Here is a 23,675-nt window from a genome sequence, read left to right as displayed (position 1 = left end):
TGTTCGGCCATCAGCACAGTAAGGCGCTGATACGAGACGATTGAATACGTAATACGCTTCAGAGTTTGCGTCATCGTCTTCGCCGAGGTCGTCATTGGTTACACTGGCTGCGTGGATGTCCTGTCTGACGTGGTGAGTGCGGCGCGGACCGGTCGACCTCATTCGAGTCGGGTGGTCAAGTCCGCTCCCTTCGCCGAGTGGTTTGCGCCGGTGCCGTCCGCCGGGTTCCACATCGTTCTCCAGGGAACGTGCTGGCTTCTCCCTTCGCAGGGTGAGCCGATCGCGCTCGGACCGGGTGACGTGGCGTTCCTGCCGCGCGGATCCGCACACGGTCTGGCCGACGACCCGTCCACCCCGGCGAGCGATCCGCCCGCAACGTTCACCGGAGTCCGTGATGACCGCGCCGACGAGACGTCAGCCGAGCGGCCGCCCACGGTGGTCATGCTCTGCGGCGCCTACCTCCTGGACGGCTCCGGGCCACATCCGCTCCTGAACGACCTGCCCGAGGTCATCCACCTGCCGACACGGGTAGGGCGCCACAGGGAACTCCGCGCCGCGATCGAACTCCTCGGCGTGGAACTGGACAACGACGCCCGCCCAGGCTCCGACACGATCCTGCTCACCCTGCTGGATCTTCTCCTGCTCTACATCCTGCGCGCGTGGTTCGAACAACGGCGCCTCTCCAGCCACTCCGCCACCGGCTGGGCCGCGGCCCTGCACGACCCCGCAGTCGCCGCCGCCCTCCGCGCCATCCATGGAGACCCCAGCCGACAATGGACCGTCGAGGAGTTGGGCGCGCAGGCACGCCTGTCCCGTGCCGCCTTCGCCCGGCGATTCACCCACCTGGTTGGCCAGCCACCGCTCACCTACCTGACATGGTGGCGGATGACCACCGCCGCCCGGCTCCTGCGCACCTCCGACGCCCCCGTCAACACGATCGCCCAACAGGTCGGCTACAGCTCGCAGTACACCTTCACCCATGCCTTCAAACGCCAGTACGGGTCACCGCCCGGCGGTTACCGGCGCCACGTCGGCTGAAGCACGACACCCGCGTCGGGATCTTCGAGGTCCGGCGGCCTATGACAGTCGGTTAACGGCGTCCAAGAGGCCGCGCGAGTCCTGGAAGCCTGTTCGTGGCGAATCCAGACAGGAGAACGGGCGGGCTTCCCGGTCCTCGGGTCCGGCGGAACGACCCGTGGGCGGCACGTCATGCAGCCGAAATATGGAAACCGGGAACCCTCGGCTTCGCCGACCGTCCTCCTCCGAAGGCGTTTTTCCACCCAGCCGCCAGGAATCGGTAACACCCCGATTTGGCCGGTGGGTGGGAACGCGGGCGCCGCGACAGCCACACCCCGTCGTCGTTGGGGCCACCGCACGGCTGCCGCGCCTGCGGCGTCGCCGAGCGTGATTGGGAAGTCGTTCGATCGCCCCGCCCTGGCTGAGACGGCCCTGTCACACTTCGCCGACGACGCGACCTGACCGTTTCCGCGGGACGCGTGCTAAGTTGGCCACATGACCAATTTGGCCGATCGACCAAACTCGGCGCGAGGCGACCGGCGTCGCGAGCAGCTGGTGGAGACCGGCATCGCGCTCCTGGACGAGCAGGGGTGGCCCGGCGTCACCACGCGCGCGGTGGCCGAGCGCGCCGGAACCAACCCCGGCCTGATCCACTACCACTTCGGCGGACTGCCCGGCCTGCACGCGGCGATCTTCCGGCGAGCCACCGACCTCATCATCAACCCGCTCGTCGAGGAGTTGCTCGGCGCCGACGACGAGCGGGCCGCCCTCACCACGATCGCGACCCTGCTGCCCCGTACGGCGGGTGACGGGCCCACCCGGCTGGCCGCGGAACTGATCGTCGGAGCGACCCGCGACCCCACACTGGGCGCGGTGCTGCGCGACGAGCTACGCCAGGCCCGGGGGCGGATCGCCGAGCGCCTGAGCCGGTCGCATCCCGACTGGCCGCCCGGCCGGTCGATCGGGATCACCACCCTGGTCGTCGCCGCGATCGACGGGCTGATGCTGCACTACATGATCGACAGCGAGCTTCCCATCGGCGAGGCGCTGGCCGTGGCCGAGCAACTGCTGCCCGGGGAGGACGGATGAGGGTCCTCATCAGCGGGGGCGGGATCGCCGGACTCACGCTGGCGTACTGGTTGCGGCACCGCGGCATCGAACCCGTCGTGGTGGAACACGCGCCACACGGTCGCCTGGGCGGGTACGGGATCGACTTCTTCGGCACCGGATACGACGTGGCCACCCGCATGGGCGTCCTCGACCGGCTGACCCCGCACCGGCTGCCGGTCGACGCGGTCGATTTCGTCGACGCCTCAGGGCGTTCCCAGGCCAGTCTGACGCCGGAGCTGCTGGAGCGGATCATCCGGGGGCCACACCTGCCGCTGATGCACTCCACGCTGGAGGGCGCCCTGCTCGACGCCGTCGCCGCCGAGGTGGAGATCCGCTTCGGGGAGAGCCTCGCCGATGTCCGCGACACCGGCACGGCCGTCGAGGTCGGCTTCACGGGCGGTGGCAGGGAACGGTTCGATCTGCTGGTGGGGGCCGACGGCGTTCACTCGCGGACCCGGGAACTCGTCTTCGGCCATGAGAAGCGGTTCGTCCGTCACCTCGGCTGCCGCCTGGCCTCCTACCCGGTGACCGACCGCTACGGCTGGGGCCGGGTGCGCGCCCACTACACCGAGCCGGGACGTCAGGTCGTCGTCTATCCCGATGATGAGCCCGGTCGCCTGGTCACCCTGCTGTTGTTCCGCTCGTCGTACGGCGAGAGCGTTCCGCGTGAGCGGCGCCTGGACCTGCTGCGGGCGCGGTTCGACGGCGCGGGCTGGCTCACGCCGTCGTTGCTGGACGACGCCCCCGCAGGGGAGTCCATCTTCATGGACACGATGGCCCAGGTCGTGATGCCCACCTGGCATCGTGGCCGGGTCGCCCTGGTCGGCGACGCGTGCGGCTGCATGACCATGGTCTCGGCCCAGGGCGTGTCCATGGCGATGGCCGGGGCGTACGTGCTGGCCGAGGCGCTGGCGTCCGAGCCCGGCCACGAAAGAGCCTTCGCCCGCTACCAGGCGCGGATGCGTCCCCAGGTACGGCGTCGCCAGCGCAACGCGCTGCTGTTCGCCCGGATGCTGCTGCCCGTCACCCGAGCCGGGCTGACGGCCCAGAGCCTGGCCAACCGGCTCATCACACGTCACCTGTTCGCACCCGTCCTGCGCCGGCAGTTCGGCGCGGACAGTTTCCTGCCCCCGGCCACCGTCGAATTCGAGAGAGGCTGAATCATGGAGATCGTCAACAGGCCCGCCCCGCCGACCGGGATACGCCGCAGGCTGTGGCGGCTGCCCATCCTGCTGTACCGGGCGGGTCTGGGGGCGCTGATGGGCCACCGCGTCATGCTGCTCACCCACACCGGACGGGTCTCAGGACGTCGTCGCCAAGCCGTCATCGAGGTCGTCCATCACGACGAGCACGGCTACTTCGCCGCCTCCGGGTTCGGAGTCAAAGCCGACTGGTACCGCAACGTCATGGCCACTCCCGAAGTGACGATCCAGGTCGGCGGCCGCGTCCTCCAGGTGACGGCCACCCCCGTCGAGACCGAGGCTGGGGCCGAGATCATGGCCCGGTACGCGCCCCGCCACCCCGCCGCGGCCCGTCGGCTCTGCAAGATCATGGGCTTCGCCGTTGACGGCAGCCAGGAGGACTACCGCGAGGTGGGCAGACACATCCCCTTCGTCTGTTTCACCCCGCGCCAACCCTATGACGGCTGACCAACCGGTGACCGCCCCGGGGGCCGCTCAGCGCGCTACCGCCGGATCGAACGCTTCACCGACCTTTCCTGAAAACGGGCGAACTCCCGCGAAATGCCTCTGGTCGATGCGCTTTGTCGCTGCTACCGCCAACGTCGGAGTGCCCGGTCCGTGACGGCCACCGCTTCGGCGATCGTCGAGCTGTACCCGAACCTGGAGGAGAGGCTCGCGCCGGGGCTCACCGTCGGCGCCAACCCGGCTCTGCGGGCGCTCACCGGGCCGATCTCCGATCCGTCCTCCGCCGGAGGCCTGACCTCCTGGCGGGTGACCGGCGTCGCCGCCGTCCTCGCCAGTCTGTTCGCCACCTGGCACACCCCACGCCGAGAAGGAGTCCGGCGAGCCGATCGGTGCCGGGACGGTCGGCCGTCACGCGCTTCCGGCGACCGCCGTACTCGTGGCCGGTGCGGCGAACCTCGCCGTCGCCCTGCTCGGTGCGCTCGGTCTGGCCGTGCGGGACTGCCCGCCTCCGGGGCGCCGGCCTCTTCGGCCTCTCGCTGGCGGGGACGGGCTGGGTGTTCACCGTGCCCGCGGCGCTGATCGAGACGGCCCGCGCCGCAACGCCATCGCCGTCCCCGGTCCGGCCTTCCTCCTGCGGGCGGCGGCCATCCTGTATCCGGTCGCGGTGCCCTCCCTGGGATCGCGGTGCATCCTTTTGTCGGCGCCGCCCGCCCGCAAGTCCCCGAGGAATCGGCGTCCGGCCCGTACGGCGGAGCGAGTGGGCAAACGACGGCTGTCCTCCAGACCGGGCAGGGGCAGCCCGCCCCGAGATCGCCTCCCACGCGGCTCGCAAAGTTTGCGAAAGCCGGTGTCTCCTGACCGGTGGCCACCTGGTGGCTTCGGCATCCGTAACGGCGGTACCGGATGGCGGGAATGGCAGGCATGCCGTTCCTTCCGCGCCGTCGTCCTTCCCGCCGACAGACCGTCACACTCCCGCCACTGCGCACGCCCCGGTCGGCCCTCTGGTGGATTGCCTGCGTGACCGTGCTGGTGGCCGTCGCGGTCGCCGCCACGTTGTGGTGGCTCCTGGCCGACCCGGCCGCGACCGTTCCCATCTCGAACCCCAGCACCGGTGGAGCGGGGAACGCGCGAGGAGAGGTGCTACGCACCGCACTGGCCGCCGGGGCCGCCGTCGGGGCGGCGGTCACGCTGATGCTGGCCTTTCGCCGTCAGCACCACCAGGAGGTCACCGCCGCGCACACCACCCACGACGCGACCGAACGCCGGGTGACCGACCTGTACACCAAGGCGGTCGAGCAGCTCGGTCATGAGGCGGCCGCGGTACGGCTGGGTGGCCTGTACGCACTGGAACGCCTGGCGCAGGACAACCCCGGCCACCGGCAGACCATCGTCAACGTCATCTGCGCCTACCTGCGCATGCCCTGGGTGTCACCCGACGATGCCCAGCAGGACTTGGCGCCGGCTGTCCCGCGCGCGGCCATCGCCGGGGCCTCCACCCCCGCCACTGGGCGCAACCCGCACGAGGAACTCCAGGTCCGCCTCACCGCCCAGCGCATTCTGAGTGAGCACTTACGCGACGACCGCACACCGGATAAACGCACCGCCGAACCGGCCGGCCCCCAGTTCTGGGAGGGCATGCGCATCGACTTGACCGGCGCCACCCTCACTAACCTGAACTTCCGCAACTGCCACGTCACGGAGGCCGACTTCAGCAACGTAACCTTCGCCGGGCGTGCAACATTCTTCCGAGCGACCTTCATCGAGGTCGCCTGGTTCGTTGGAGCAACTTTCACCGGGAGCGCTGAGTTCACCAGGGTGACCTTCACCAAGAACGCCGCGTTCCACTGGGCGGCCTTCACCAAGGGTGCCGACTTTCATCAGGTGACCTTCACCCAGGCCGCCTTGTTCTTTGGGGCTACCTTCACCAAGAGAATCGGGTTCCATGAGACGACCTTCGCTGAGAACGCCCGGTTCGATGAAGTGACCTTCATTGAAGGTGTTGATTTCGTCGACGCGACGGCTGTTCCTATGGATGATCATGTGTGGCCGGATGGATGGCACCTGGAGATGACGTCCGACGGTAAGGGTTACCTGGTCGCAGACGACGCGAGCGAGAAAGCTTGACAATCCTCCCTGCGTTCGCGCATCAGGTGGTGAGTCCTTACCAGTCGGCGGAGTAGTCGAGGCGGGCACTCCGGCCTCGACGGCGACGCGCGGCCAGCTGAGGGTGTGGTCGACGGCGGTGTGGGAGACCGGGAAACCGGTGACTGCGGTGGCGGAACCGGCTGGACGCAGCTGGGACTGCAGGGTGTTCACCGGTCTTCCTGCCTACTGTGCTCGGTTGATCCGCGGGTGTCCCAGGATCTGGCGTAGGTGTGTGAACCGTCATCGGGGGTGTCGTCGGGTGGGCGGGTACCAACCTGTCGCACAACGACACAGGCGGTGTAGAGGTGCGGGTCTCGTTGGATCATCGTGGCCTCGCCGTTGACGATGCAGACTTCGGCGTCGTCTCCGAAGAACTCCCAGCCGCGGCTGAGCGCCTCGTGGGCCAGATCCTCCAGGCTGTCTCCGGCAACGGTGACCCGCAGGGTGATCGGAGAGAGCGACTCACTCATGACTGTCGTTTCCGGCTGAACTCAGAAGGAAGATCACAAAGATCACCCTAGCTCTTGAGAAGGCCCGTTATCAGGAGCCAGACAACCGGGCTGACACCAACCGACACGCTCAGACGCGTCCTGACTCAGCCGAACTGGCGCTGACCCAGTAGAAGAAGTGGTGCAGAAGACGGTGAACGTGGTGCGGCTCAGCGAAGGCGGCACATCGCCAGGTCGCGTCATCGTGTTCCACAACGGGAGAGTTCCGTGTGCGTCAGTTTCACTGAGTCGACCAGCCCTCACAATGGCTCAGCATAGAAGGCGCGCTCATCAAGCCCGCGCACGCAGCAGTCACTGCTGGAAACGCTGGCTCCGCCACAACAAGATCCATTTATAGATAACGAAAAACAACTGCAGTACTAGCATTCGCCAAGCTCCCGCTCGCGAGCCAATTCTATTGCGACCTTTAACTGATCACGGGCTGACTCAAGTCGCGAACCGACCGACCGTGAAACCTCATGCCTGAGTATTGAGATCGCCTGTTCGCTGTATTCGCCCAAATCGCCCAGGAGAAACGCCGCATAAGCAAATCCTTCACCTGAAAGATCCCTGACCGCCCTGTCGATAATCGGAAGCTCCGCCAAAAGGCGCCCCCGGCAATAATCCTCAATTATGCTCCCACAGAAGTTTCTGCATGATTGGTGGGGTGCCCGATGCATCACCACTCAATGTTTCAAGCTCTCGTCAATCCCACACAATCATACCTCTTTTACATTATCGGGCTGGCCGGCTTAGATCAAGTGGAACCTGCGACGGACTGATCCGAGTACGACACCTGTCACAGAATTTCGCCTCATTCATTGAGTCTGGATGGGCTGGGTGCCCGTATCGAAGATACTCGGGCAGTGACCCGCGGCTGACAAGATCATCCCGGCCGAGATCCTCAGCACAGTGCGTTGATCCTCCTTTCTCCGACCGTTTCTTTCCGACTGCCACCGCTCCTGTGAGACAGTCGACTACCCCAACCATCATGACGCGTTTTCTACGTTGCTTATTCGACATAGCCTCACGGGCTTCGTCTCTCGCCCTGTCGGCGATCGCAAAGCATTCATCATCGCTAAGAACTCTTAACGCAATGAGCTCAGACGGCGCCAGCAGCTCAGGGCGCAACCAAGGCTGAGGAAGGCCTCATGGATGTCGTCGCGGATCTCCCAGCGGATGCGCAGGCGGCACCGCTCTCTACTTCATCCGTCCACCAAGCACTTTCGGCCCCACATCATGAAAGTGCGCTCGGCGCTGCCCGATCGTTCCGGAGCTGCGTCCGCCCTGCCATTTTTATTGAAATATCCGTAAAGATCGGCAATATAAGCCCAGGTTTGATCGAGGTGTTTTTGTGAAAACACCTCGATCAAACCTTCACCTCAAACGCTACTCGGACAACTGGCGCACTACTATCCGAGTGCTTTCCTCCCCATCATCAAGGATGAGCTCCACCTCGAAGGTGCGCGTTGGGTAGCATTCTCGGAGACGAGCCGACCAGGTCTGCACCAAAACCTTTCCGAGGGCCTCAGCCGCCGGCCCCATTATATTTTGCGGCCCACTCCAATGATTAAATAAGTGAACGATCTCAAACTTGTTAAAAGTGCTTATCCATTCCCTCCAGATCGAAGTGTGAGGATGAATGCCCTCTTTGTTGACTAAACTTCGAAAGCGATTGGCCAATTCAAATTCATCGTCGCCGTGCAGGGCAACAAAAACTGCGCCATCAATCTCTATCAATCTCGGCCAAAAAAGGGCACTGCACGCGAGGGCCGAATATAGCGAAGCCACTTCTCCGAAATAGGCGACCTCGTCATTTAAAACTACTTCAGGATATGCCGCACGGAGGATTTCCAGCATACCCTCACGAGGATTCAGCATGAATCCTCGTATCCTCGCGGGAGATTTTCCCCACTAGCTCGCTCGCCATACCCCCCACCCTTTGGATAGTAAAGCGGAGGATTGATTCCGCTGTGCGGCATGCCAGTTCCCCTGAATCTGGGCCCTTTTCGCCAGCCAATTGGACTCCTCGGCTCTTTGATCCAAGTTTGATATCTCTTTATGCGCCCATTCTCGTCGTCCCACTCAAACACAGTGTGATCGCCAGAAGCGTTTTCATTCCAAGGAAGGTCTGCTGCTCTCTTCTTCTTCTCAGGACCGTCGTTATGAACGAGAACTGCCTGGTCGCCTGCTACCACATGATAGGTGTGGAGGCCGTCAACGGTCAGGTTGTGGACGCGTTGGATGGCGGTCCGTTTCTGCAGGGCGGTGATCTGGACGTGGGTGCCGGCTGAGGTCTGCAGCCACATCCCGAGCTGGAGGTCGGCCGCCTTCACCCAGATACGCAAGGACGGGACCCAGAAGGGGTGTTCGTCGGTGGCGGTGATGAGGTCGGTGGCCTTGCCGCGGTCGCCGTCGATGTCGACCATTATGTCGACGAGGTTCTTGACACCGTCACCGGTGATCAGGGTGACGACCGGCCTGGTGGCCGTGATGCCAGAGACGGGGTCGGTGGCCACGACCTGGTCTGCGACCTTGACGTCCTCGATCGGCTTCGTCGAGCCGTCGGCCATCAGCACCCGGGTGCCCGGCACGAAACTGTTATCGCCTGGTCCGCAGGTCGCTCCCCCGGTGCCCGGCGGGTCCATCATCGGCAGGTCCGGAGTCACCTGGTCCAGGACGTTATCGACGACTTCGTCGATCGTGTTGTCGACAAATTCCTCCACGACGTCCTTGGCGCAGCTTCGCACGCTGGAGCAGCCGTCGAAGCCGCCGAGGTCGGGGAGGTCGACACCGGTGAAGCGTGCGGACTCTTCGAAGGCCTCTGTGGCGAGGTCCAGTTTGGTGGTGTTGTGCGTCGGGCCCTTGGCACCCGACCCCGGCCCCTTTCCTGTTCCCGGACGCGCGGTCTTGCCGGTGCCTGAACGGGTCGTCTTGCTCGAACCCGATCGGGTTGTCTTGGTGGAACCGGCTCGTGTTGTCTTGCCCGAACCCGGACGGGTCGACTTGCTTGAGCTGGGCCGCGTCGTCTTGCTGGTGCCCGGGCGGGTTGTCTTGCCCGTACCGGGCCGTGCTGTCTTGCTCGTGCTGGGACGGGCCGTTTTGCTGGTGCCCGGGCGTGCCGTTTTGCTGGTGCTTGGACGGGCGGTCTTGCCTGTGCCGGACGAGCCTTTTCTTCCTCCGCCACCCTTCGCTGACGCCTGTGGTTTGCTCGGCTGTGGCTTGGATACCTGCGGCCTTGCCGGTTGCGGCTTCGCCGGCGCCTTGGCCGCTGGAACCTTGGGAGAGGCGGGTTTGATCGCCGGAGGTTTGAGCTTCGGCTTGACCTTGGCGGCCGCTCCTATCACGCGCGGGAGCGCCCGGGCCGCCACCCGGACCGTTGCCCGGATCACGATCGGGGCCAGCACCCGGACCGCGACGATCAACAGGGGGATGCAGATCGGGCAGTGTCCGCTGGGGTCGGTGTTGGCCAGCGGGTTGGCGTTGCCGTAGGTGTAGCGGTTGAGATTGATCGACGGATACGGCGACAGCGTCCAGTCGTCGCGGGAGGCGAACCCGCCTGTGCCCGGCATGTACCAGCGGGCGTGCATGTTGACCTTGCCGGTGGCCGGGTCGGTGTACTCGCCCTGATAGCCGAGTGCACGCTGGGTTCCGGTTCTCGCGACCACCTCGCCGAACGGGCTGTAGGAGGCCAAGTCGACCAGGCCGGTGCCGGAGAAGGTGGCGACCACGTCGTCGTGCAGGTCGCTCATCACTCCCAGCCGCTGGCCGCCCTCCTCGATGCCCAGCAGGTCTCCCGACGGGCCGCGGCCGTATCGCGACTTGACCGTGCCGGCGCCGTCGGTGATGGCCACGATGTCGTTGGCCATGCCCGAGTAGACGAACCGCTGGTCGTCGTTCGCCTGGTTACGGGAGACCACCCGGCCCAGCGCGTCATAGCCGTAGGTGACGTCCCCGTCGGAGATCAGCTGATCGTAGGCGTCAAACGTCAGGTTCTTGGTGGCGCCCGCGGTCGTCTCGCTGGCGAGCGTGCCGCGCGGGGTATAGGTGTAGTCGGTTCCGCCCCCGGAGACCAGCCGGTTGCGTTCGTCGTAGGTGAAGGTCTTGTCACCCGCAGAAGTGCGGTTACCCGAGGCGTCCCAGGTGTAGGAGGTGGTGTTGCCGTTGGGCGCTTTCCACGAGGTGAGTCGGCCAAGCTGGTCATAGCCGTAGGTGTTCGTGCCCGCTCCGGCGGTACCTTCGGTGGTCTTGGAGACGAGGTTGTCGTCTCGGTTCCACTCATAGACGATCTTCGCCAGCTGGGTGCCCGCTGAGTTCTTCAGCGTGTGCGAGGTCAGCCGGTCCATGGCGTCGTAGCCGAACCCCTGGGTGGTGGTGGGGGTGGCCGAGGTGAGCGTGGTCAGCCGGTCGGCCCCGTCGTAGCCGTAGGTGAACGACCGGGCGGAGACCGGGTCGGCGGCCGTGGTCAGGCGTTCGCCCTTGTCCCAGCCGAACGTGGCCGTGCCGGAGGCGTCGGCGCGCTGCACCGGGTTGCCTGCCGCGTCATAGCCGAATGTCGCGATCTGGTTCGACGCCTTGCTGACCTTGGTGAGCAGGCCACGGTCGTTGTATTCCAGCGTGTAGTCGCCGATGGCCGTCTGACGGTCGGCGGCGTCGTAGCCGAAGGTTCGATCCGGCGTCGTCACCGCCGCACCAGTACCGGTCTGCTTGGTCAGCCGGCCCAGCGCGTCGTACTGCCGGTCGACCCGGATTCCTCCCGGCTGCTGGACCGAGACGAGCTCGCCCGCCACGTCGTAGACGTTGGTCCAGGTTCGATCCGCCGCCGCCGGGTGCGCCTGGGTGGACGGTTCGATCACCGACTCGACCAGACCCCAGCTGTTGTAGGTCGTCCACACGGTGTTGCCGCGCCCGTCGGTGGTGCGGGTCAGCGCGCCGGTGGCGTCGTAGCCGTAGGTCGTGGTGATCGTCGTGTTCGCGGCGACCGGCTCGACCAGCTCGACCAGCTCACCGAGCGCGTCATAGCGCATCGTCGTGACACGACCCTCGCCGGAGGTGGTGCGCACCTGGTTGCCCGCCGCGTCATAGCCGAAGGTGGTCGAGCGCAGGGTGGAACCGTTGCCGCCCAGGTCCTTGGCCTCGATCTGCCGGCCTGCCAGGTCGTATTCGACGGCGCTGGCATTACCGAGCGGATCGGTGCTCTTGGTCGTACGGCCCCCCAGGTCGTAGGCCGTCGTGGTGACGTTGCCCAGCGGGTCAGTCTGCGACGTCACCTCGCCCGCGGCGTTGAGCCCGTACAGACTGATCTTGTCGCCGGGTGCGACAGCCTTGGTCAGGTCGTCGGCGTCGTTGTACTCCATCCGGGTGGTCAGCGCCACGGGGGTGGGCCTGCGTTCGATCACCGTGCGGGTGATCTGGCGCCCCAGATCGTCGTAGGTCGCCTCGGTACGGGCACCCGTGGGGTCGGTCTCGGCCAGTTGCTCACCGAGGAGGTCATACTCCAGGGTCCGCTGCCCGCCGGGGGCCGGATCGGTGAACCGGACGGGGTTGCCGAACGCGTCGTATTCGGCCGTGCGGACCGTGCCACGCTCATCGGTGACGCTGGTCGGCCTGCCCGCCGCGTCGTAGGCGTAGCTGACTTTCGGTACCAGCGTCTGCCCACCGGGCTGGGTGTAGGACGGCGCGGTCACCGATGTGACCCGGCCCACCTTGTCGAAGGCGGTAACCACCGTGCCGCCCTCGGGGTCCACGGAATGGGTCTGGCGGCCCGCGCTGTCGTAACCGCTCCTGGTGGCGGGCCTGGCGGTCGTGACCGTCCCGTTCTTCTCCACCCTCACCTGCGGATAGCGGGCCTCGATGAGCTGTCCGGCCAGGTCGTAACGGTAGGTGGTGGTGAAGTCGGCCGGATCGGCTCCGCTCACGTGTCCACGCGGGTCGACCACGGCCGTGACCAGGCCCCGCTCGTCCACCGTCCGGGTCGTGATGATGTCGTCGGCGCCGTTCTTCACCGTGCGGTGGGTGAGGATGTCGTCGGAGTTGTAGGAGAACTCCGTCGCCTCCTGCCGAGTGCTTCCCGCCCCGGTGAGGGTGGTCTTGACGACGTTGTCGTTGGCGTCGTAGACGTAGGCCGTCTTACGGGCCAGCCCGCTCGGGTCGAAGGTCTCCGACGTCACCCGGCCCGCGGCGTCGTAGACGTAGTCGGTGCGTTCCCTGCCGCCCGAGTCCAAGGCCGAGACGAGGTTTCCGGCCGCGTCGTAGCTGTTGGACTCCAGCACCACGTCCCGCGGGGTGGTGGAACCGTTGAGTTTGACGTCGTCGGCGATGACCTGTGCGGGCAGGTCGTCGGTGAAATAGGTCTGGGTCAGCTTGCGGCCCATCGAGTCCACCGTGGCCGCCAAGCGTCCCGCCGGGTCGTAGGCATAGGACTCCAGCACCTTGTCCTGCGGCGCCTGCGGGCTGACCGGGCTTCCCGTCCAGTTCTTCAAAGTACGGGAGGCCAGCTCACCCCGGACGGTGTAGCCGTACTGGAAGAGATTGCCGACCTCGTCGGTCACACTGGTCCGTGCTCCGACCTCGTCCCAGGTGTAACGGACAACCGCGCCCTCCGGGCCGGTCACCGACGCGGCACGGCCGTGGTCGTCGTAGGTGTAGGTGGTCTTACGCTCGGGGTCTCCGCCGGTCAGGTCCACCACCGTGTCGCTGAGGCTGTTGCCGTCGGCGTCGTAGGTGTACCGCGTCTGCGCGGTGTGGGTGACATCGGTGACCTCGTTCTTGACCCCCGGACCGGTGTGGGTGGCCAGGCGGCCCGCCGCGTCGTAGGTGAAGGTCGTCGCCACCCCGTTCGGGTTCGCCGTGGAGACCTCGGTTCGCGAGGTGATCCGGCCCAGCGCGTCACGCTGATATTTGACGACCAGTCCCGAGGCGTCGGTCTGCTCGGCCAGGTCCCCGGCCGCGGTGTAGCGGTAGGTCGTCTCGTTGTTCCTGGCGTCCTTCTCCGACTTCACCAGCCCGGCCGGTGTGTCACCACCACCGACCGCGGACTCGGTGCCGTCGGTGTAGGTGTAGGTCACCGAGCGACCATTGGGGAAGTCTGGGGTGGCCGGGGTGGTCACCTTGGCCAGCTCACCGTAGGTGGTGTACTCGGTGGTGGTGGCGTAGGTGTTGTCACTGCCGCTGGCCGAGCGGGCGTCCCGACCGGCGACCACCTGGTCGTTGCGCGGGTCGAACTCGTCGCTCGTGTTGCGGTAGTAGGAACGGTAGGCGGTCTGGCAGTTCCCCGCCGCCCGGCAGGTCGTGACCGCGGTGACGTTACCCCGGGCGTCGTTGACCTGTTTGACGGTGTTGCCGTTGGGGTCGGTGACCTTGGCCAGGAAGCCGCCGGTGTCGTATTCGTAGGCGGTGATCTTGCCGAGCTGATCCTTCCGGCTCACCAGACGGTCACCGCGCCAGGCGTCGTGGGTGTAGTTGAGGGTGTTGTTCTTGGGGTCGGTCACGGTGATCGTGGACAGGCCGTCGCCGTCGATGCGGTCCACCTCGCCCAGGGTCCAGGTGCCGCCGTTCTGGTCGGTGTGTGTGGCGACCCGGTCGGTGGTCGTGCTGTAGGTGGTCGACATCCACACCCGGCCGGAGGGCAGCGTGATCTTGTTCAGTTTGGAGGACTCTTCGGCGCGGGCGTTGTAGTGCGCGCTGACCTGCTGAGGGGTCAGTGCGTGGTCGTAGACGGCGAACTCGTCGATGAGGCCTTTGAAGCCGAATTCGGCCGGGTTGGGCCGTCCGGCCGGGGAGCCGGGAAGGGAGGAGTCCGCGGCGCCGCTTCCGATCATCGCGGTGGGAAACCAGGTCCCGGTGTCCACGCCGTCGTTGAGCGTGCCCGCGACCGCGCCGTCCACGTACAGCTTGGTGGTGTCGTCGGCGGCGGTGATGACGGCGTGGTGCCACTGGCCGTCGTTGACCGTCTGCGTGGAGGCGATCGGCGTCCCCCCGAACCAGGCGTTCAGTTGTCCGCGCAGCTTGCCGTCCACACCCACATACAGGCCAGGAACGTTGATTCCCGAATCAAATGGGTTCCAGGAGTTGGATCCGGCCCAGAACAGGAATCCCGAGTCGGTGGTCTTGAACCAGGATTCGACCGACATGCTGGTGCCCAGTTGGGGCAGCAGTTCGGGCTGTTCCATCCCGGAGGAGGTGCCGCTGCCCTGGAAGCTGGCCGAGGCGTTGGAGGTGCCGCTCAGGGCGCCGGGTTTGCCGGTCTGGACGCCTGCGGGGAGGTTGGCGCAGCCGACCATGTCGGCTTCGTCGGGGAAGCAGGTGTACGGCCCGCCTTCTCCGCCGGATCCGGACAGGGTGTTGCCCATCCGCCAGTAGCCGACGGGCAGGTCGTCGAGCACGACGTCCTTGTAGCGGGAGCCGGTCGTGTAACCGTAGGTCGTGCAGTTGGGGGCGGCCAGCGGGGAGCATACCTGGGTGAGGCGCTGTCCGTCGTAGGTGTAGGTCCAGGTGAGCGGCTGGCCGTCCACCGGGTCGGTGGCCACCGACGCGACGTGGTCGCCGCTCCAGGTGAAGGACAGGGAGCGGCCGCCCGTCGCGGTGACCTGCGTCAGTTTGCCGCCGGTGTCGTAGGTGAGGTCCTGGGTACGGCCGCGCTGGTCGGTCACCTTCGTCAGACGGCCTTGGGCGTCGAAGAGGTAGGAGGTGGAGGACTTGTCCATCAGCTTCCAGCCGCCTGCGGTGACCGTGGCCAGGGTGGCGTGGATTCCGGGAGGGGGCTGGAAGAAGACGGGGCTTCCCGCGGCGGCTGCCTTGGCGGCGAAGCGCAGTTTGCGGCCGTCGGGATAGGTCACCATGAGGGTCTGCGGGGTGCCGCCCTGGGGTTGGATCTTCATGTCGTAGCGGGTCGACCACCCGGCGCCGAAGATTCCGTCGAGGCGTCCGTCGAGGCTGTTGTAGGAACGCACGATCGACAGCGGCGGCCCGGGGGTGGCGACGGTGGCGTCGGTGAAGGCGGTGGTGTAGTTCCCGGCCAGCTGGTGGAACTCCTGGCCGTTGACGCCTCGGGTCGCCAGCTGTGAACCGATGACGGGCTGCCGGACTCCGGTGACGAAGACTAGGTTGCTGAGCGTGTTCGCCTCGCCGGTTACGGTGTCTTGTACCGAGGCGCTCCAGGTGTAGGCCTTGCCCCACTGCAGCACTCCGGCGGGCACCCTCCATCCCGCCTCGATCCAGCTGCGCCATCCGGAGTCGGCGCAGCCGGTGCTGCTGCCCGCCGGGCAGACCTTGTAGCGGTACTCGTCATTGCCGCCTCCTGCGTTGGACCCCGCGGCGTTGGCGCGCAGGTACGGCGTCAGCGTGTCCACCTGCTCATTGCTCTTGGGGAAGTAGGAGGCGATCCACGGGCTGTACAGCGTCAGCGTGTTACGGCCCTTGGGCAGGAGAACCCCCGAACCGGGCCTTTTGGGCGACGTCCACGTGGCCTTCGGTTCGCTGCGGGTGTCAAGCGGCAACGTCCCCTTGGGGAGCTTCGGCTCCGAGGCTGAAGCCTTCGCCGTACCCGCGGCGCTTTGCGACTGAGTGGCCTTCGTCTCCACGAAGTGCGAAAGCCCGGCGGCCGACCCCTGCATCTGCTTCGGCGTCTTCACCCGTCGCGCAACAGGCGCCGTCTGCCCCGCGTATACGGGTTGAGCAGGTAACTGCATCAAGCCGGGAAAAGAAGCAAGCAGCACAAGAGAGACAAAGCGAACCGAATTCGGCCATGACAAAGTACGGCGCATACGCCGTCACCCTCCGGACCATCAATAGGCAGCCCAACAACCCGCCCCACCAGGCCCCAAGCTCGCATAAGGGACAAGGTTGGCGGTTCGGAGCATGCGTCTCGTTAGACCATCAGAAGGTACACATGGATTTTTGTAGCGAACAAGAACTACATAAGTAACAAATAAGCCAAACGCAATACCATAGTGACATTTACCACTTTTTTCCTGCTTGATTTATCGTTGAGCTGGTGTACCCAGAGGCGCTTCGTCGTCCCCCGCGAAACGACGCGTGCTGCTCTTACACACCCCGACCGACGTCTCTGCGCTTGAAACACGGCGGGTGATCCGGGGAAATCACCGCGAGTCTCCATGCAGGGACGTTTCCTACAGTTCGAAGACCTGGTCGACGACGGCGGTCTGCTCGGACGCGCCAGCGCGGAAGTGGCGGGCGCTGGTCTCGACAGAGGAATGCCCGAGCAGGGCCTGGACCTGAGCGGGTTCGGTGCCGCCCTCGCGCAGCCGGGGTGGCTGAGCCGGTGCGCGGGCGTGGGCCCGGAAGTCCGTCGTCGACGGCCAGGACGACCTGATTGATGCCGGAGACACCAGCCGGGCCGTAGACGAAGCGCGGGCCTGCCGCCTTCCGTACAGATGCGTCATCGCTGGCGCACCGGGCCCTGCCACGGTCGCAGCATCCTGGCTGGCCCGGCCCACAACGGCGCCGACGATCAGCGCGGTGCCCCCGTGGGCTTCACGCCTGCTGCTCAATGTGGTGCCGATCCGAGCGGAGAGCCGACCACGGAGCGACCTGCGTGCGGAGCGGAGCTCTTGCGGAACGGAAAAGCTCGCTGAACGTCGGCCGGGCTGCTGCTCACCGGTTCCGCAGGCCGGACCGGCAGCAGGACGAGCACTTGAGCCCGTTCCCGAGGCTCCCCGTGAGGCGGATCCGGCCTGCTGACGTGGCAGACGGCGGGTGGTCGTCGACGGCCATGGAGTTGTAGAGGCGTGCGCTTCTGATGGTGAGGCGCAGGAGGGCTCGGCGGGGTCCTGCGGGCAGGGCGGAGATCAGGCGGGCGCCCTGGGCCAGTCCCAGCGCGCCGAGGTGGGATGCGGGGACCAGGGTCCTCGCCGCGCTCAGCGCGGCCGCGCGGCTGCCGCGCACGTGCTCGGCCATCGCCCGCTCGTAGGCGGGAAAGGCGCGTTCGTGGTCGCCGCCGGCTCGCGCCAGCTCCCCGGCGAGGACGTACGCGCCGACGACGGCCAGGCTGGTACTGCCGCCTACGGCCGGGCCGGGGCTGTAACCCGCGTCGCCGACGAGCGTCACCCTCCCCCGCGTCCGGGTGTCCATGCGGAGCTGCGTGACCGAGTCGAAGTAGAACGCCGGGGTGTGGTCAAGCTCGTCCAGCCAGCGGTCCACGTCGGCGTGCATGCCCTTGAACGCGTCGCGCAGCAGCTCCTTCTGCCGTGGCACGTCACGGTGGTGGTGGTCGAGTTCACGCTCGCTCCGGAACAGGAACAACGCCCGCGCGCCACCGAGGCGCCGCGAGCCGTACATGCCGGCGGTGCGGGCGGCCATTCCCGTGTCCGGTCGCGGTGCATCCTTTTCGGTGATCATGCATCGCGACCGGCGACGATGGGCGGTAAGTCGGACTTATGTCCGAACCTACTCCGAGATGATCATGAACTGTTCCAGGGGCCCATCAGCGGCATGTCTTCCCGCATGGCGTTGTCCGGTCTCAGCGAAGGTGGCACCTGTCTCGGTGAAATTGGCGTGTCCTGGCGTTCCGTCTCACACAGTTGGCACGAGAAGGACGATCGAGACCCGGCGTCTCACTGAAGGTGGCATGTGGCGGGTGTTGAGCACCCGATCGTTGGCAGCGGTAACCATGCGCCCGGTTGGTGTCGGGCGCCAAGCTGGTTTGACAGAGGCCGGACCCTCTCCGGGCCATTGGGCTCCTGGACGTGCCACGTCGAAGTATCGGAAGTCGCGAGGGGTCCGCTTCCGATACCGCAAGTCGTCTGAAGTAAGCACACCGGTTCATCGGTCGGCTTGCGGCAATCATGTCTGCGATGCAAACATGTCTGGGAAGCCGACATAGTGGAGGTCAGGTCATGACGCAAAACGCGGCCAATGAGGCCGGCAACCTGCTCGACGAAGTAAACGTCCTGCGCGCCCGAGCCCGCACGGACCGGCACGCCTTCCGCTTTCCCTTGCTGTTCTTCGGAGGCTTCACCTTGGCCACCGCCCCGCTCTATGTCATCGACTTCGAGTTGCGGGAAAGTCCGGAAGGAACCTTCACCTGGCCTTTCGGAGAGTGGATCGATATGGTCTGGCTCGCCGGACTAGTCGCCGGGGCGGGGCTCACCGTGTGGTGGTATCGCCGCCACGGCCATCGGGCGGGCATTCAGACCTCACCGCGAAACCCAACGATCATCTGGAGCACCGCTGGGGCGGCCCCGCTGGTCTGGACGCTCCTGCCGCTGGTTGGCTTCCTCCTCTGGCCGTTCTTCATTCGCGACACCTTCGGCCTCCTGGCTTCGGCCCTCGGCCTGATCGCCCTGGCCCGGGCCGAACGCAGCCGCCATCTCTGGATCGTCACCGCCCTCTACACGGCGACAGCCGTCCCGGCCGTCGTCTATGACGTGCAAAACCAGTACCACCGCCTGTTCCACCTGTTCGGCGTCTCCCCGCAGGAGATGCCCTACGGTCTTCTCCAGGGCAGTCCCGTTCTGCTCCCGGCCATGATCCTCCTCGTGGGCGGACTGACCGTCCGGCGAAAGACACACCCATGACTTACCCGACCGGAAATCTCGATGACACCGTCCACCAGCGCCATCGCCTCGGCATCCTTACCATCGCCGGCGAGGCGTCTCGGGTCGAGTTCACCTACCTGTGCGAGGTGCTCCAACTGACCAGGGGAAACCTCAACCGTCACCTCGCCGTCCTGGAGGAGGCCAGACTGATCACCCTGGAGAAGGGATACGACGGACGGCGCCCGAAGACATGGATCGTCATTACCAAGGAAGGCCGCGTAGCACTCTCAAAGGAGATCACCGCGCTGGAGGAACTGGTCCACCGCCACCGCGCCAACGAAAGCTGATCCTCATGCCGACGGTCGCCGGGCTTGTGCCGTGCCGGTAGCCGGCTGAGGATCAGCCGAGAATCCGCTGACAACCACCGGGCAGGAGGCGCTGTGGTGGGAGCAGTACGTTCTGGAAGTGCTCACAGGCGTCCGGGCCGACGCGCCTGCCGGTGCGAGACCACACCCGCACTTCGACCCGGCCACCACGACGCTCACCCAGCGCGAGCAGGCCAAGGCCGCCGACCGGCCACCGAGGGACGCCCAAGGTCAGCACGCGCACGCTCAAACGCAAGCGGCTGCGTTACCAGACCCAAGGCCTGGCCGGACTGATCGACGGCCGTCATGACCGCCTCCAGCCGGTCACCGGACGAACTGGGCCACGCGTGGTCGAGGCGCTGCGGCAGGCGATTGAGGAGGCCACCGGCGCATCGACGCGCACCGCGAGCTATTTCCACTGGCGGGTCGGGATGCTCGCCGGCCAAGACGGCGTGGTGGTGCCGTCGCGGGCGACGTTCTACCGGTTGTTCGAGCGAATGTCTCACGGACGACACACCAACGGGTCGGCGCGCATGCGCCGGTCACTGGTCGACCGGTCCAGTGCCGCGCCTGCCCGGCGTGCCTGTTCCGGGATCGCGTAGTCGCGGTCGGCCGGTTTGGCCGACCGGCCGTGCCCGCGCAGGTCGATCCGGATGACGCGGTGGGACCCTGTCAGCAGCGCAACCATCGGGTCCCACGAGCGGGTGGAGGACGCGGACCCGTGGATGAGCAGGAGCGCGGGGGCCGTCCTGGCACACGTGGATGTCGCAGCCGTCCAGCGACAGGGTCGAACTCTCGGCGCCGTCGTTCGCGTACGGCCGGCCGTCGGAAACAGTCATGGGCCCACTGGCTCCGCCGGCGTGGGCCGGTGGATTGGACGAATGTTCCCCTCAACCGGCTCTCGTAGCATGGGACGGTGCCTACGTTCGTGCATGGCGCGGCTGTCTGGGACGTCGCGTGCCCGCGACGGCCCAGCCGGGTGGCCGGTGTCACCATGGCCGGGTTCCGTGTCCGTGACCTGGACACGCTCCGGATGGTCCCGCACCCGGCCGTGACGCTGCTCCTGGAGTTCGGCGCCGGCTCGCCCGTCCTCGACGGCGCCGCGGGGCAACAGCAACGGGGAAGCGTCGTCGCCGGGCCCGGGCTGGGGTCCGGAGGCGCGGTCCTGGCGCGGGGAGAGAACGTCGAGTGCGTGCAGGTGCGTCTGTCCCCGGTGATCGCAGGCGCCGTTCTGGGCGTCTCCCCCGCCGACCTCGACGGCGCCGTCGTGTCCCTGGGCGACCTGTGGGGCCGGGAGGCGTCACGGATCCGTGAGCGACTGTGCGATGCCCCGTCGTGGCAGGATCGCTTCGCGTTGACGGACGCACTGCTCGTCCGCCGGTATGAGGCGGGGCCGCCGGTGGATCCGGAGGTGGCCTGGGCCTGGCACCGGATCGTCGGCAGCCGTGGTCTGACCCGGGTCGACGGGCTCGCGGCCGAGGTCGGGTGGAGCCGTAAGCGGCTGTGGTCCCGGTTCCGGTCGCAACTCGGCCTGCCGCCCAAGCGTGCCGTGAAGCTGGTCCGCTTCGACCATGCCGCCCACCGCCTGGTCGCGGGTGAAGGCGCGGCCCAGGTCGCGGCCGACGCCGGCTACGCCGACCAGTCCCATCTGCATCGTGATGTCATGGCGTTCACCGGAACGACCCCCGCGACCGTGGCCGGCGAGCCGTTCCTCGCCGTTGACGACATCGCATGGCCCGGCCGCGAAGCGCCCGCCAGGCCGCACCTCTCCAGGGACCTCCGGCTCGGTCACCGTCCGCAGGACGCCTGACGGTGGCGGACCGGCGACCGCCGTGAACCGGTGATCGGCTCGGTCGTTCCTCCACACCTCCATCGGTGGCACAAGCGTCTTCGTCGCCGAGGCCGTCGTGCGGGCCGCCTTGCGCGACGTGGGCTCGGCCTCAGCCGGCGGATCCAGCGCGTCGCCGGCTTCCGCGCCCAGACTCCCCGCATGCCTGGGGAAGCCGTGTTGTCGGATCACGGGCGACCGGCGTTCCGGAAAGTTCTTCGAAGAAATCCCGGAGGCGGTGTCGGATCGGGGCGGTGGTGTTCGTAGCAGGGGTAAGGCCGTTCATACGGGACGGTGCCAAGGCAAGTCAGGGCAGGGGAACCGCGATCATGAAGCTGACGACCATGACTCAGGTCACCATCGACGGAGTGATGCAGGGAAACGGCGGCGCGTCGGACGAGGACCGCAGGAACGGGTTCGAGCGCGGCGGATGGGCCCTGGGCAAGGGTGACGACGAGACCCGCGCGTTCATCAACCAGACCTACCAGTGCGCCGACGCGTTCCTGTTCGGGCGGCGGACCTACGAGCTGTTCGCCGGCTCGTGGGGGACCATGACGGTTCAGGACGCCCCTGCCTGGGAGCCTGTCATGCGGGCGTTGAACACACGACCCAAGTACGTGGCGTCGACCACGCTCACCGATCCGGCGTGGCCGGGCACCACCGTCCTGTCCGACGACCTCGCGAGCGCCGTCGCGGACCTGAAGGCCGAACCGGGAGGTGAGCTGCAGGTGCACGGCAGCGGCGTCCTGATCCGCTGGCTGCTGGAGAACGACCTGGTCGACGAGATGACCTTGATCGTCGTTCCCGTGGTTCTCGGGCAGGGCGCGCGGTTGTTCCCGGAGGTCGGCCCGGATCTCGCGCTCGACCTGGTCGAGTCGCGGGTCGACTCCAAGGGCGTGGCGATCCAGGTCTACCGGCCCGCCGGACGCCCGCGGTACGCGACGCCTTGAGATTCCCGACCGGTACACCGCACAGCCCCGACACCACAGGAGATGATCTTCAGATGCGATACCTGGTTTCCGTGATCCACGACCGGGCCGGCCTCGCCACCCCGGACGAGGATGCCGCGATCGACGTGTTCAACGACCGGCTCCAGGCCGACGGCCACTGGGTTTTCGCCGGGGGCCTCGCCTCGCCCGGCACGGCCACCGTCATCGACAACCGGGGTGGCGAGGAGATGGTCACCGACGGGCCTTTTCTGGAGTCCAAGGAGTATCTCGCCGGCTTCTGGATCATCGAGGCGGCCGACCTCGACGTGGCGCTCAAGCTGGCGGCCGAGGGATCGAAGGCCTGCAACCGGAAGGTCGAGGTGCGGCCGTTCCTGTGAACGGGATCGACGTCCGTGAGGCGATCACCCGGGCCCACCGTGAGGAATGGGCGCGGGTGGTCGCCTCCCTGACCAGGCGCTTCGGTGACCTCGACATCGCCGAGGAGGCGACCGCCGAGGCGTTCGCCACCGCCGTCCAGCGGTGGCCGGCCGACGGCGTGCCTCCCAGTCCGGGGGCCTGGCTGACCACCACCGCCAACCGCCAGGCCATCGACCGGATCCGGCGCGAGAACAAGCGCGACGACAAGCACAGGAAGGCTCAGATGGCCTACGGCGACCCGCCCGAGCCTCTCGGCGTCATCGACGACGACCGGCTCCGGCTGATCTTCACCTGCTGCCACCCGGCGCTGTCGATGGAGACCCGCGTGGCGCTGACGCTGCGTATGGTCGCCGGGCTGACCATGTCCGAGATCGCCCGCGCCTTCCTGGTGACGGAGAGCGCCATGGGGCAGCGGATCACCCGTGCGAAGGCCAAGATCAAGGCGGCCCGCGTCCCCTATCGCGTGCCGTCCGTCGAGGATCTCCCGGCCCGTGTCTCCGGTGTGCTCGCCGTCCTCTACCTCGTCTTCAACGAGGGTTACCTGGCCACCGGTCCCGACACCGATCCCCTGCGTCACGATCTGACCGCCGAGGCGATCCGGCTCACCCGCCTGATCCGTGCCCTCCTGCCGGACGACGGTGAGGTGGCCGGGCTGCTGGCGCTGATGCTCCTCATCGAGGCTCGCCGGCCCGCCCGGGTCTCGGCCGACGGCGAACTGGTCGCTCTCGACGAGCAGGACCGTGAGGCGTGGGACACGGCGCTGATCGCCGAAGGGCACCGGCTGGTGCGCGAGCGTCTCGCCGCCGCGGCCACGGGAGCGGCACCGGGTCGTTACCAGATCCTCGCGGCGATCAACGCCGTGCACACCTCCGCCCGCGACATGCGCGACACCGAATGGTCGCAGGTCCTGGCCCTCTACGACCAGCTCGTCCGCCTCGACCCCTCACCGATCGTCTCCCTCAACCGGGCCATCGCGGTCGCCGAGCTCGACGGCCCGGAGGTGGCGCTGGCGATCGTCGACCGTCTTGAGCACAGGCTGGCCGGCTATCACGCCTACCACGCCACCCGCGCCGACCTGCTGCGCCGGCTGGGCCGCGGCCGGGAGTCCCGCGCGGCCTACGACAGGGCCATCGACCTGGCGGGTAACGCCGCCGAGACCGCCTACCTGACCCACCGCCGCGACCAGCTGCGGTAACGCCCGCAGGAGGGGGC

At 67.0% G+C, this 23,675-nt stretch carries 20 protein-coding genes and 2 pseudogenes; 13 read left to right on the top strand and 9 right to left on the bottom strand.

Features of this window, described 5'->3' with window-relative positions; genetic code table 11:
• Window positions 1-111 precede the first annotated feature (111 nt).
• The 4 genes from ABZ470_RS21475 (at window position 112) to ABZ470_RS21460 (ending at window position 3,776) form a co-directional block, all read left to right on the top strand.
• The gene (locus ABZ470_RS21475; RefSeq protein ID WP_362913224.1) at window positions 112-1,038 is read left to right on the top strand and encodes an AraC family transcriptional regulator; all 927 of its coding nucleotides are present in this window, start codon (window positions 112-114) and stop codon (window positions 1,036-1,038) included.
• A gap of 474 nt (window positions 1,039-1,512) precedes the next feature.
• The gene (locus ABZ470_RS21470) at window positions 1,513-2,106 is read left to right on the top strand and encodes a TetR/AcrR family transcriptional regulator (protein WP_362785303.1); all 594 of its coding nucleotides are present in this window, start codon (window positions 1,513-1,515) and stop codon (window positions 2,104-2,106) included.
• The gene (locus ABZ470_RS21465) at window positions 2,103-3,287 is read left to right on the top strand and encodes an FAD-dependent monooxygenase (protein ID WP_362913222.1); all 1,185 of its coding nucleotides are present in this window, start codon (window positions 2,103-2,105) and stop codon (window positions 3,285-3,287) included. The genes ABZ470_RS21470 and ABZ470_RS21465 overlap by 4 nt, the downstream gene beginning before the upstream one ends.
• A 3-nt stretch (window positions 3,288-3,290) precedes the next feature.
• Window positions 3,291-3,776: a nitroreductase family deazaflavin-dependent oxidoreductase gene (locus ABZ470_RS21460; protein WP_362913220.1), complete on the top strand. Its 486-nt coding sequence runs from the start codon at window positions 3,291-3,293 to the stop codon at window positions 3,774-3,776.
• Window positions 3,777-3,898: 122 nt separating this feature from the next.
• Here ABZ470_RS21460 and ABZ470_RS21455 read toward each other — a convergent pair whose 3' ends face one another.
• Window positions 3,899-4,120: a hypothetical protein gene (locus tag ABZ470_RS21455; RefSeq protein WP_362913218.1), complete on the bottom strand. Its 222-nt coding sequence runs from the start codon at window positions 4,118-4,120 to the stop codon at window positions 3,899-3,901.
• A 670-nt stretch (window positions 4,121-4,790) separates the two neighbouring features.
• On the opposite strand from ABZ470_RS21455, the gene ABZ470_RS21450 reads away from it, so the two are divergent.
• On the top strand, window positions 4,791-5,897 hold the full coding sequence (locus ABZ470_RS21450) for a pentapeptide repeat-containing protein (protein WP_362913216.1): 1,107 nt from the start codon (window positions 4,791-4,793) through the stop codon (window positions 5,895-5,897).
• A gap of 188 nt (window positions 5,898-6,085) precedes the next feature.
• Here the strand turns inward: ABZ470_RS21450 and ABZ470_RS21445 are convergent, their stop codons facing one another.
• Together ABZ470_RS21445 and ABZ470_RS21440 are read right to left on the bottom strand one after the other, a co-directional pair.
• On the bottom strand, window positions 6,086-6,388 hold the full coding sequence (locus ABZ470_RS21445) for a hypothetical protein (RefSeq protein WP_362913214.1): 303 nt from the start codon (window positions 6,386-6,388) through the stop codon (window positions 6,086-6,088).
• A 1,106-nt stretch (window positions 6,389-7,494) separates the two neighbouring features.
• Window positions 7,495-7,596: pseudogene (locus tag ABZ470_RS21440) on the bottom strand (IS5/IS1182 family transposase); the annotation flags it as partial.
• Between ABZ470_RS21440 and ABZ470_RS21435 the strand changes: the two are divergent.
• Window positions 7,558-7,764 carry a hypothetical protein gene (locus tag ABZ470_RS21435; RefSeq protein WP_362913212.1) on the top strand — a complete coding sequence of 69 codons (207 nt, stop codon included), beginning with the start codon at window positions 7,558-7,560 and terminating at the stop codon, window positions 7,762-7,764. The pseudogene ABZ470_RS21440 and the gene ABZ470_RS21435 overlap by 39 nt on opposite strands.
• A gap of 31 nt (window positions 7,765-7,795) precedes the next feature.
• Here the strand turns inward: ABZ470_RS21435 and ABZ470_RS21430 are convergent, their stop codons facing one another.
• From ABZ470_RS21430 to ABZ470_RS21415, 4 genes are all read right to left on the bottom strand, one after another.
• Window positions 7,796-8,287 carry a hypothetical protein gene (locus tag ABZ470_RS21430; protein ID WP_362913210.1) on the bottom strand — a complete coding sequence of 164 codons (492 nt, stop codon included), beginning with the start codon at window positions 8,285-8,287 and terminating at the stop codon, window positions 7,796-7,798.
• On the bottom strand, window positions 8,281-15,903 hold the full coding sequence (locus ABZ470_RS21425; protein ID WP_362913208.1) for an RHS repeat-associated core domain-containing protein: 7,623 nt from the start codon (window positions 15,901-15,903) through the stop codon (window positions 8,281-8,283). Before ABZ470_RS21425 ends, ABZ470_RS21430 begins: the two co-directional genes overlap by 7 nt.
• Window positions 15,904-16,536: 633 nt before the next feature.
• A complete protein-coding gene (locus tag ABZ470_RS21420; protein WP_362913206.1) occupies window positions 16,537-16,755 on the bottom strand; it encodes a hypothetical protein in 219 nt (72 codons plus the stop codon).
• Window positions 16,756-17,020: 265 nt separating this feature from the next.
• On the bottom strand, window positions 17,021-17,725 hold the full coding sequence (locus ABZ470_RS21415; RefSeq protein WP_362913204.1) for a hypothetical protein: 705 nt from the start codon (window positions 17,723-17,725) through the stop codon (window positions 17,021-17,023).
• Window positions 17,726-18,261: 536 nt separating this feature from the next.
• Here ABZ470_RS21415 and ABZ470_RS21410 point away from each other — a divergent pair.
• Complete coding sequence (locus ABZ470_RS21410) at window positions 18,262-18,942, top strand: hypothetical protein (RefSeq protein WP_362913202.1); 681 nt, start codon at window positions 18,262-18,264, stop codon at window positions 18,940-18,942.
• On the top strand, window positions 18,939-19,250 hold the full coding sequence (locus ABZ470_RS21405; protein WP_362913200.1) for a transcriptional regulator: 312 nt from the start codon (window positions 18,939-18,941) through the stop codon (window positions 19,248-19,250). Before ABZ470_RS21410 ends, ABZ470_RS21405 begins: the two co-directional genes overlap by 4 nt.
• Before the next feature lie 52 nt (window positions 19,251-19,302).
• Here ABZ470_RS21405 and ABZ470_RS21400 read toward each other — a convergent pair whose 3' ends face one another.
• Complete coding sequence (locus tag ABZ470_RS21400; RefSeq protein WP_362913198.1) at window positions 19,303-19,512, bottom strand: hypothetical protein; 210 nt, start codon at window positions 19,510-19,512, stop codon at window positions 19,303-19,305.
• Between the two features lie 103 nt (window positions 19,513-19,615).
• Here ABZ470_RS21400 and ABZ470_RS21395 point away from each other — a divergent pair, with 103 nt between their 5' ends.
• The gene (locus ABZ470_RS21395; RefSeq protein WP_362913398.1) at window positions 19,616-19,870 is read left to right on the top strand and encodes a hypothetical protein; all 255 of its coding nucleotides are present in this window, start codon (window positions 19,616-19,618) and stop codon (window positions 19,868-19,870) included.
• Between the two features lie 11 nt (window positions 19,871-19,881).
• Here ABZ470_RS21395 and ABZ470_RS21390 read toward each other — a convergent pair.
• Window positions 19,882-19,956, bottom strand: a pseudogene (locus ABZ470_RS21390) (hypothetical protein); the annotation flags it as partial.
• A gap of 228 nt (window positions 19,957-20,184) precedes the next feature.
• Here ABZ470_RS21390 and ABZ470_RS21385 point away from each other — a divergent pair.
• The 4 genes from ABZ470_RS21385 to ABZ470_RS21370 all read left to right on the top strand — a co-directional run bounded on the left by ABZ470_RS21385 (window position 20,185) and on the right by ABZ470_RS21370 (window position 23,658).
• On the top strand, window positions 20,185-21,078 hold the full coding sequence (locus tag ABZ470_RS21385) for a helix-turn-helix domain-containing protein (protein ID WP_362913196.1): 894 nt from the start codon (window positions 20,185-20,187) through the stop codon (window positions 21,076-21,078).
• Window positions 21,079-21,425: 347 nt separating this feature from the next.
• Entirely contained in the window at window positions 21,426-22,046 is a 621-nt protein-coding gene (locus ABZ470_RS21380) for a dihydrofolate reductase family protein (protein ID WP_362913194.1), read from the top strand.
• A gap of 53 nt (window positions 22,047-22,099) precedes the next feature.
• Window positions 22,100-22,423 (top strand): YciI family protein, encoded by a 324-nt coding sequence (locus tag ABZ470_RS21375; protein ID WP_352012376.1) that lies wholly within the window; start codon window positions 22,100-22,102, stop codon window positions 22,421-22,423.
• Entirely contained in the window at window positions 22,420-23,658 is a 1,239-nt protein-coding gene (locus ABZ470_RS21370) for a sigma-70 family RNA polymerase sigma factor (RefSeq protein ID WP_362913192.1), read from the top strand. Before ABZ470_RS21375 ends, ABZ470_RS21370 begins: the two co-directional genes overlap by 4 nt.
• The last annotated feature ends 17 nt before the right edge of the window (window positions 23,659-23,675 follow it).

The organism is Streptosporangium sp. NPDC020072, assembly GCF_040631445.1.
Classification (GTDB): domain Bacteria; phylum Actinomycetota; class Actinomycetes; order Streptosporangiales; family Streptosporangiaceae; genus Streptosporangium.
The sequence above is the reverse complement of the archived record's forward strand: the minus strand, read 5'-3'. Positions and strand labels throughout refer to the sequence as shown.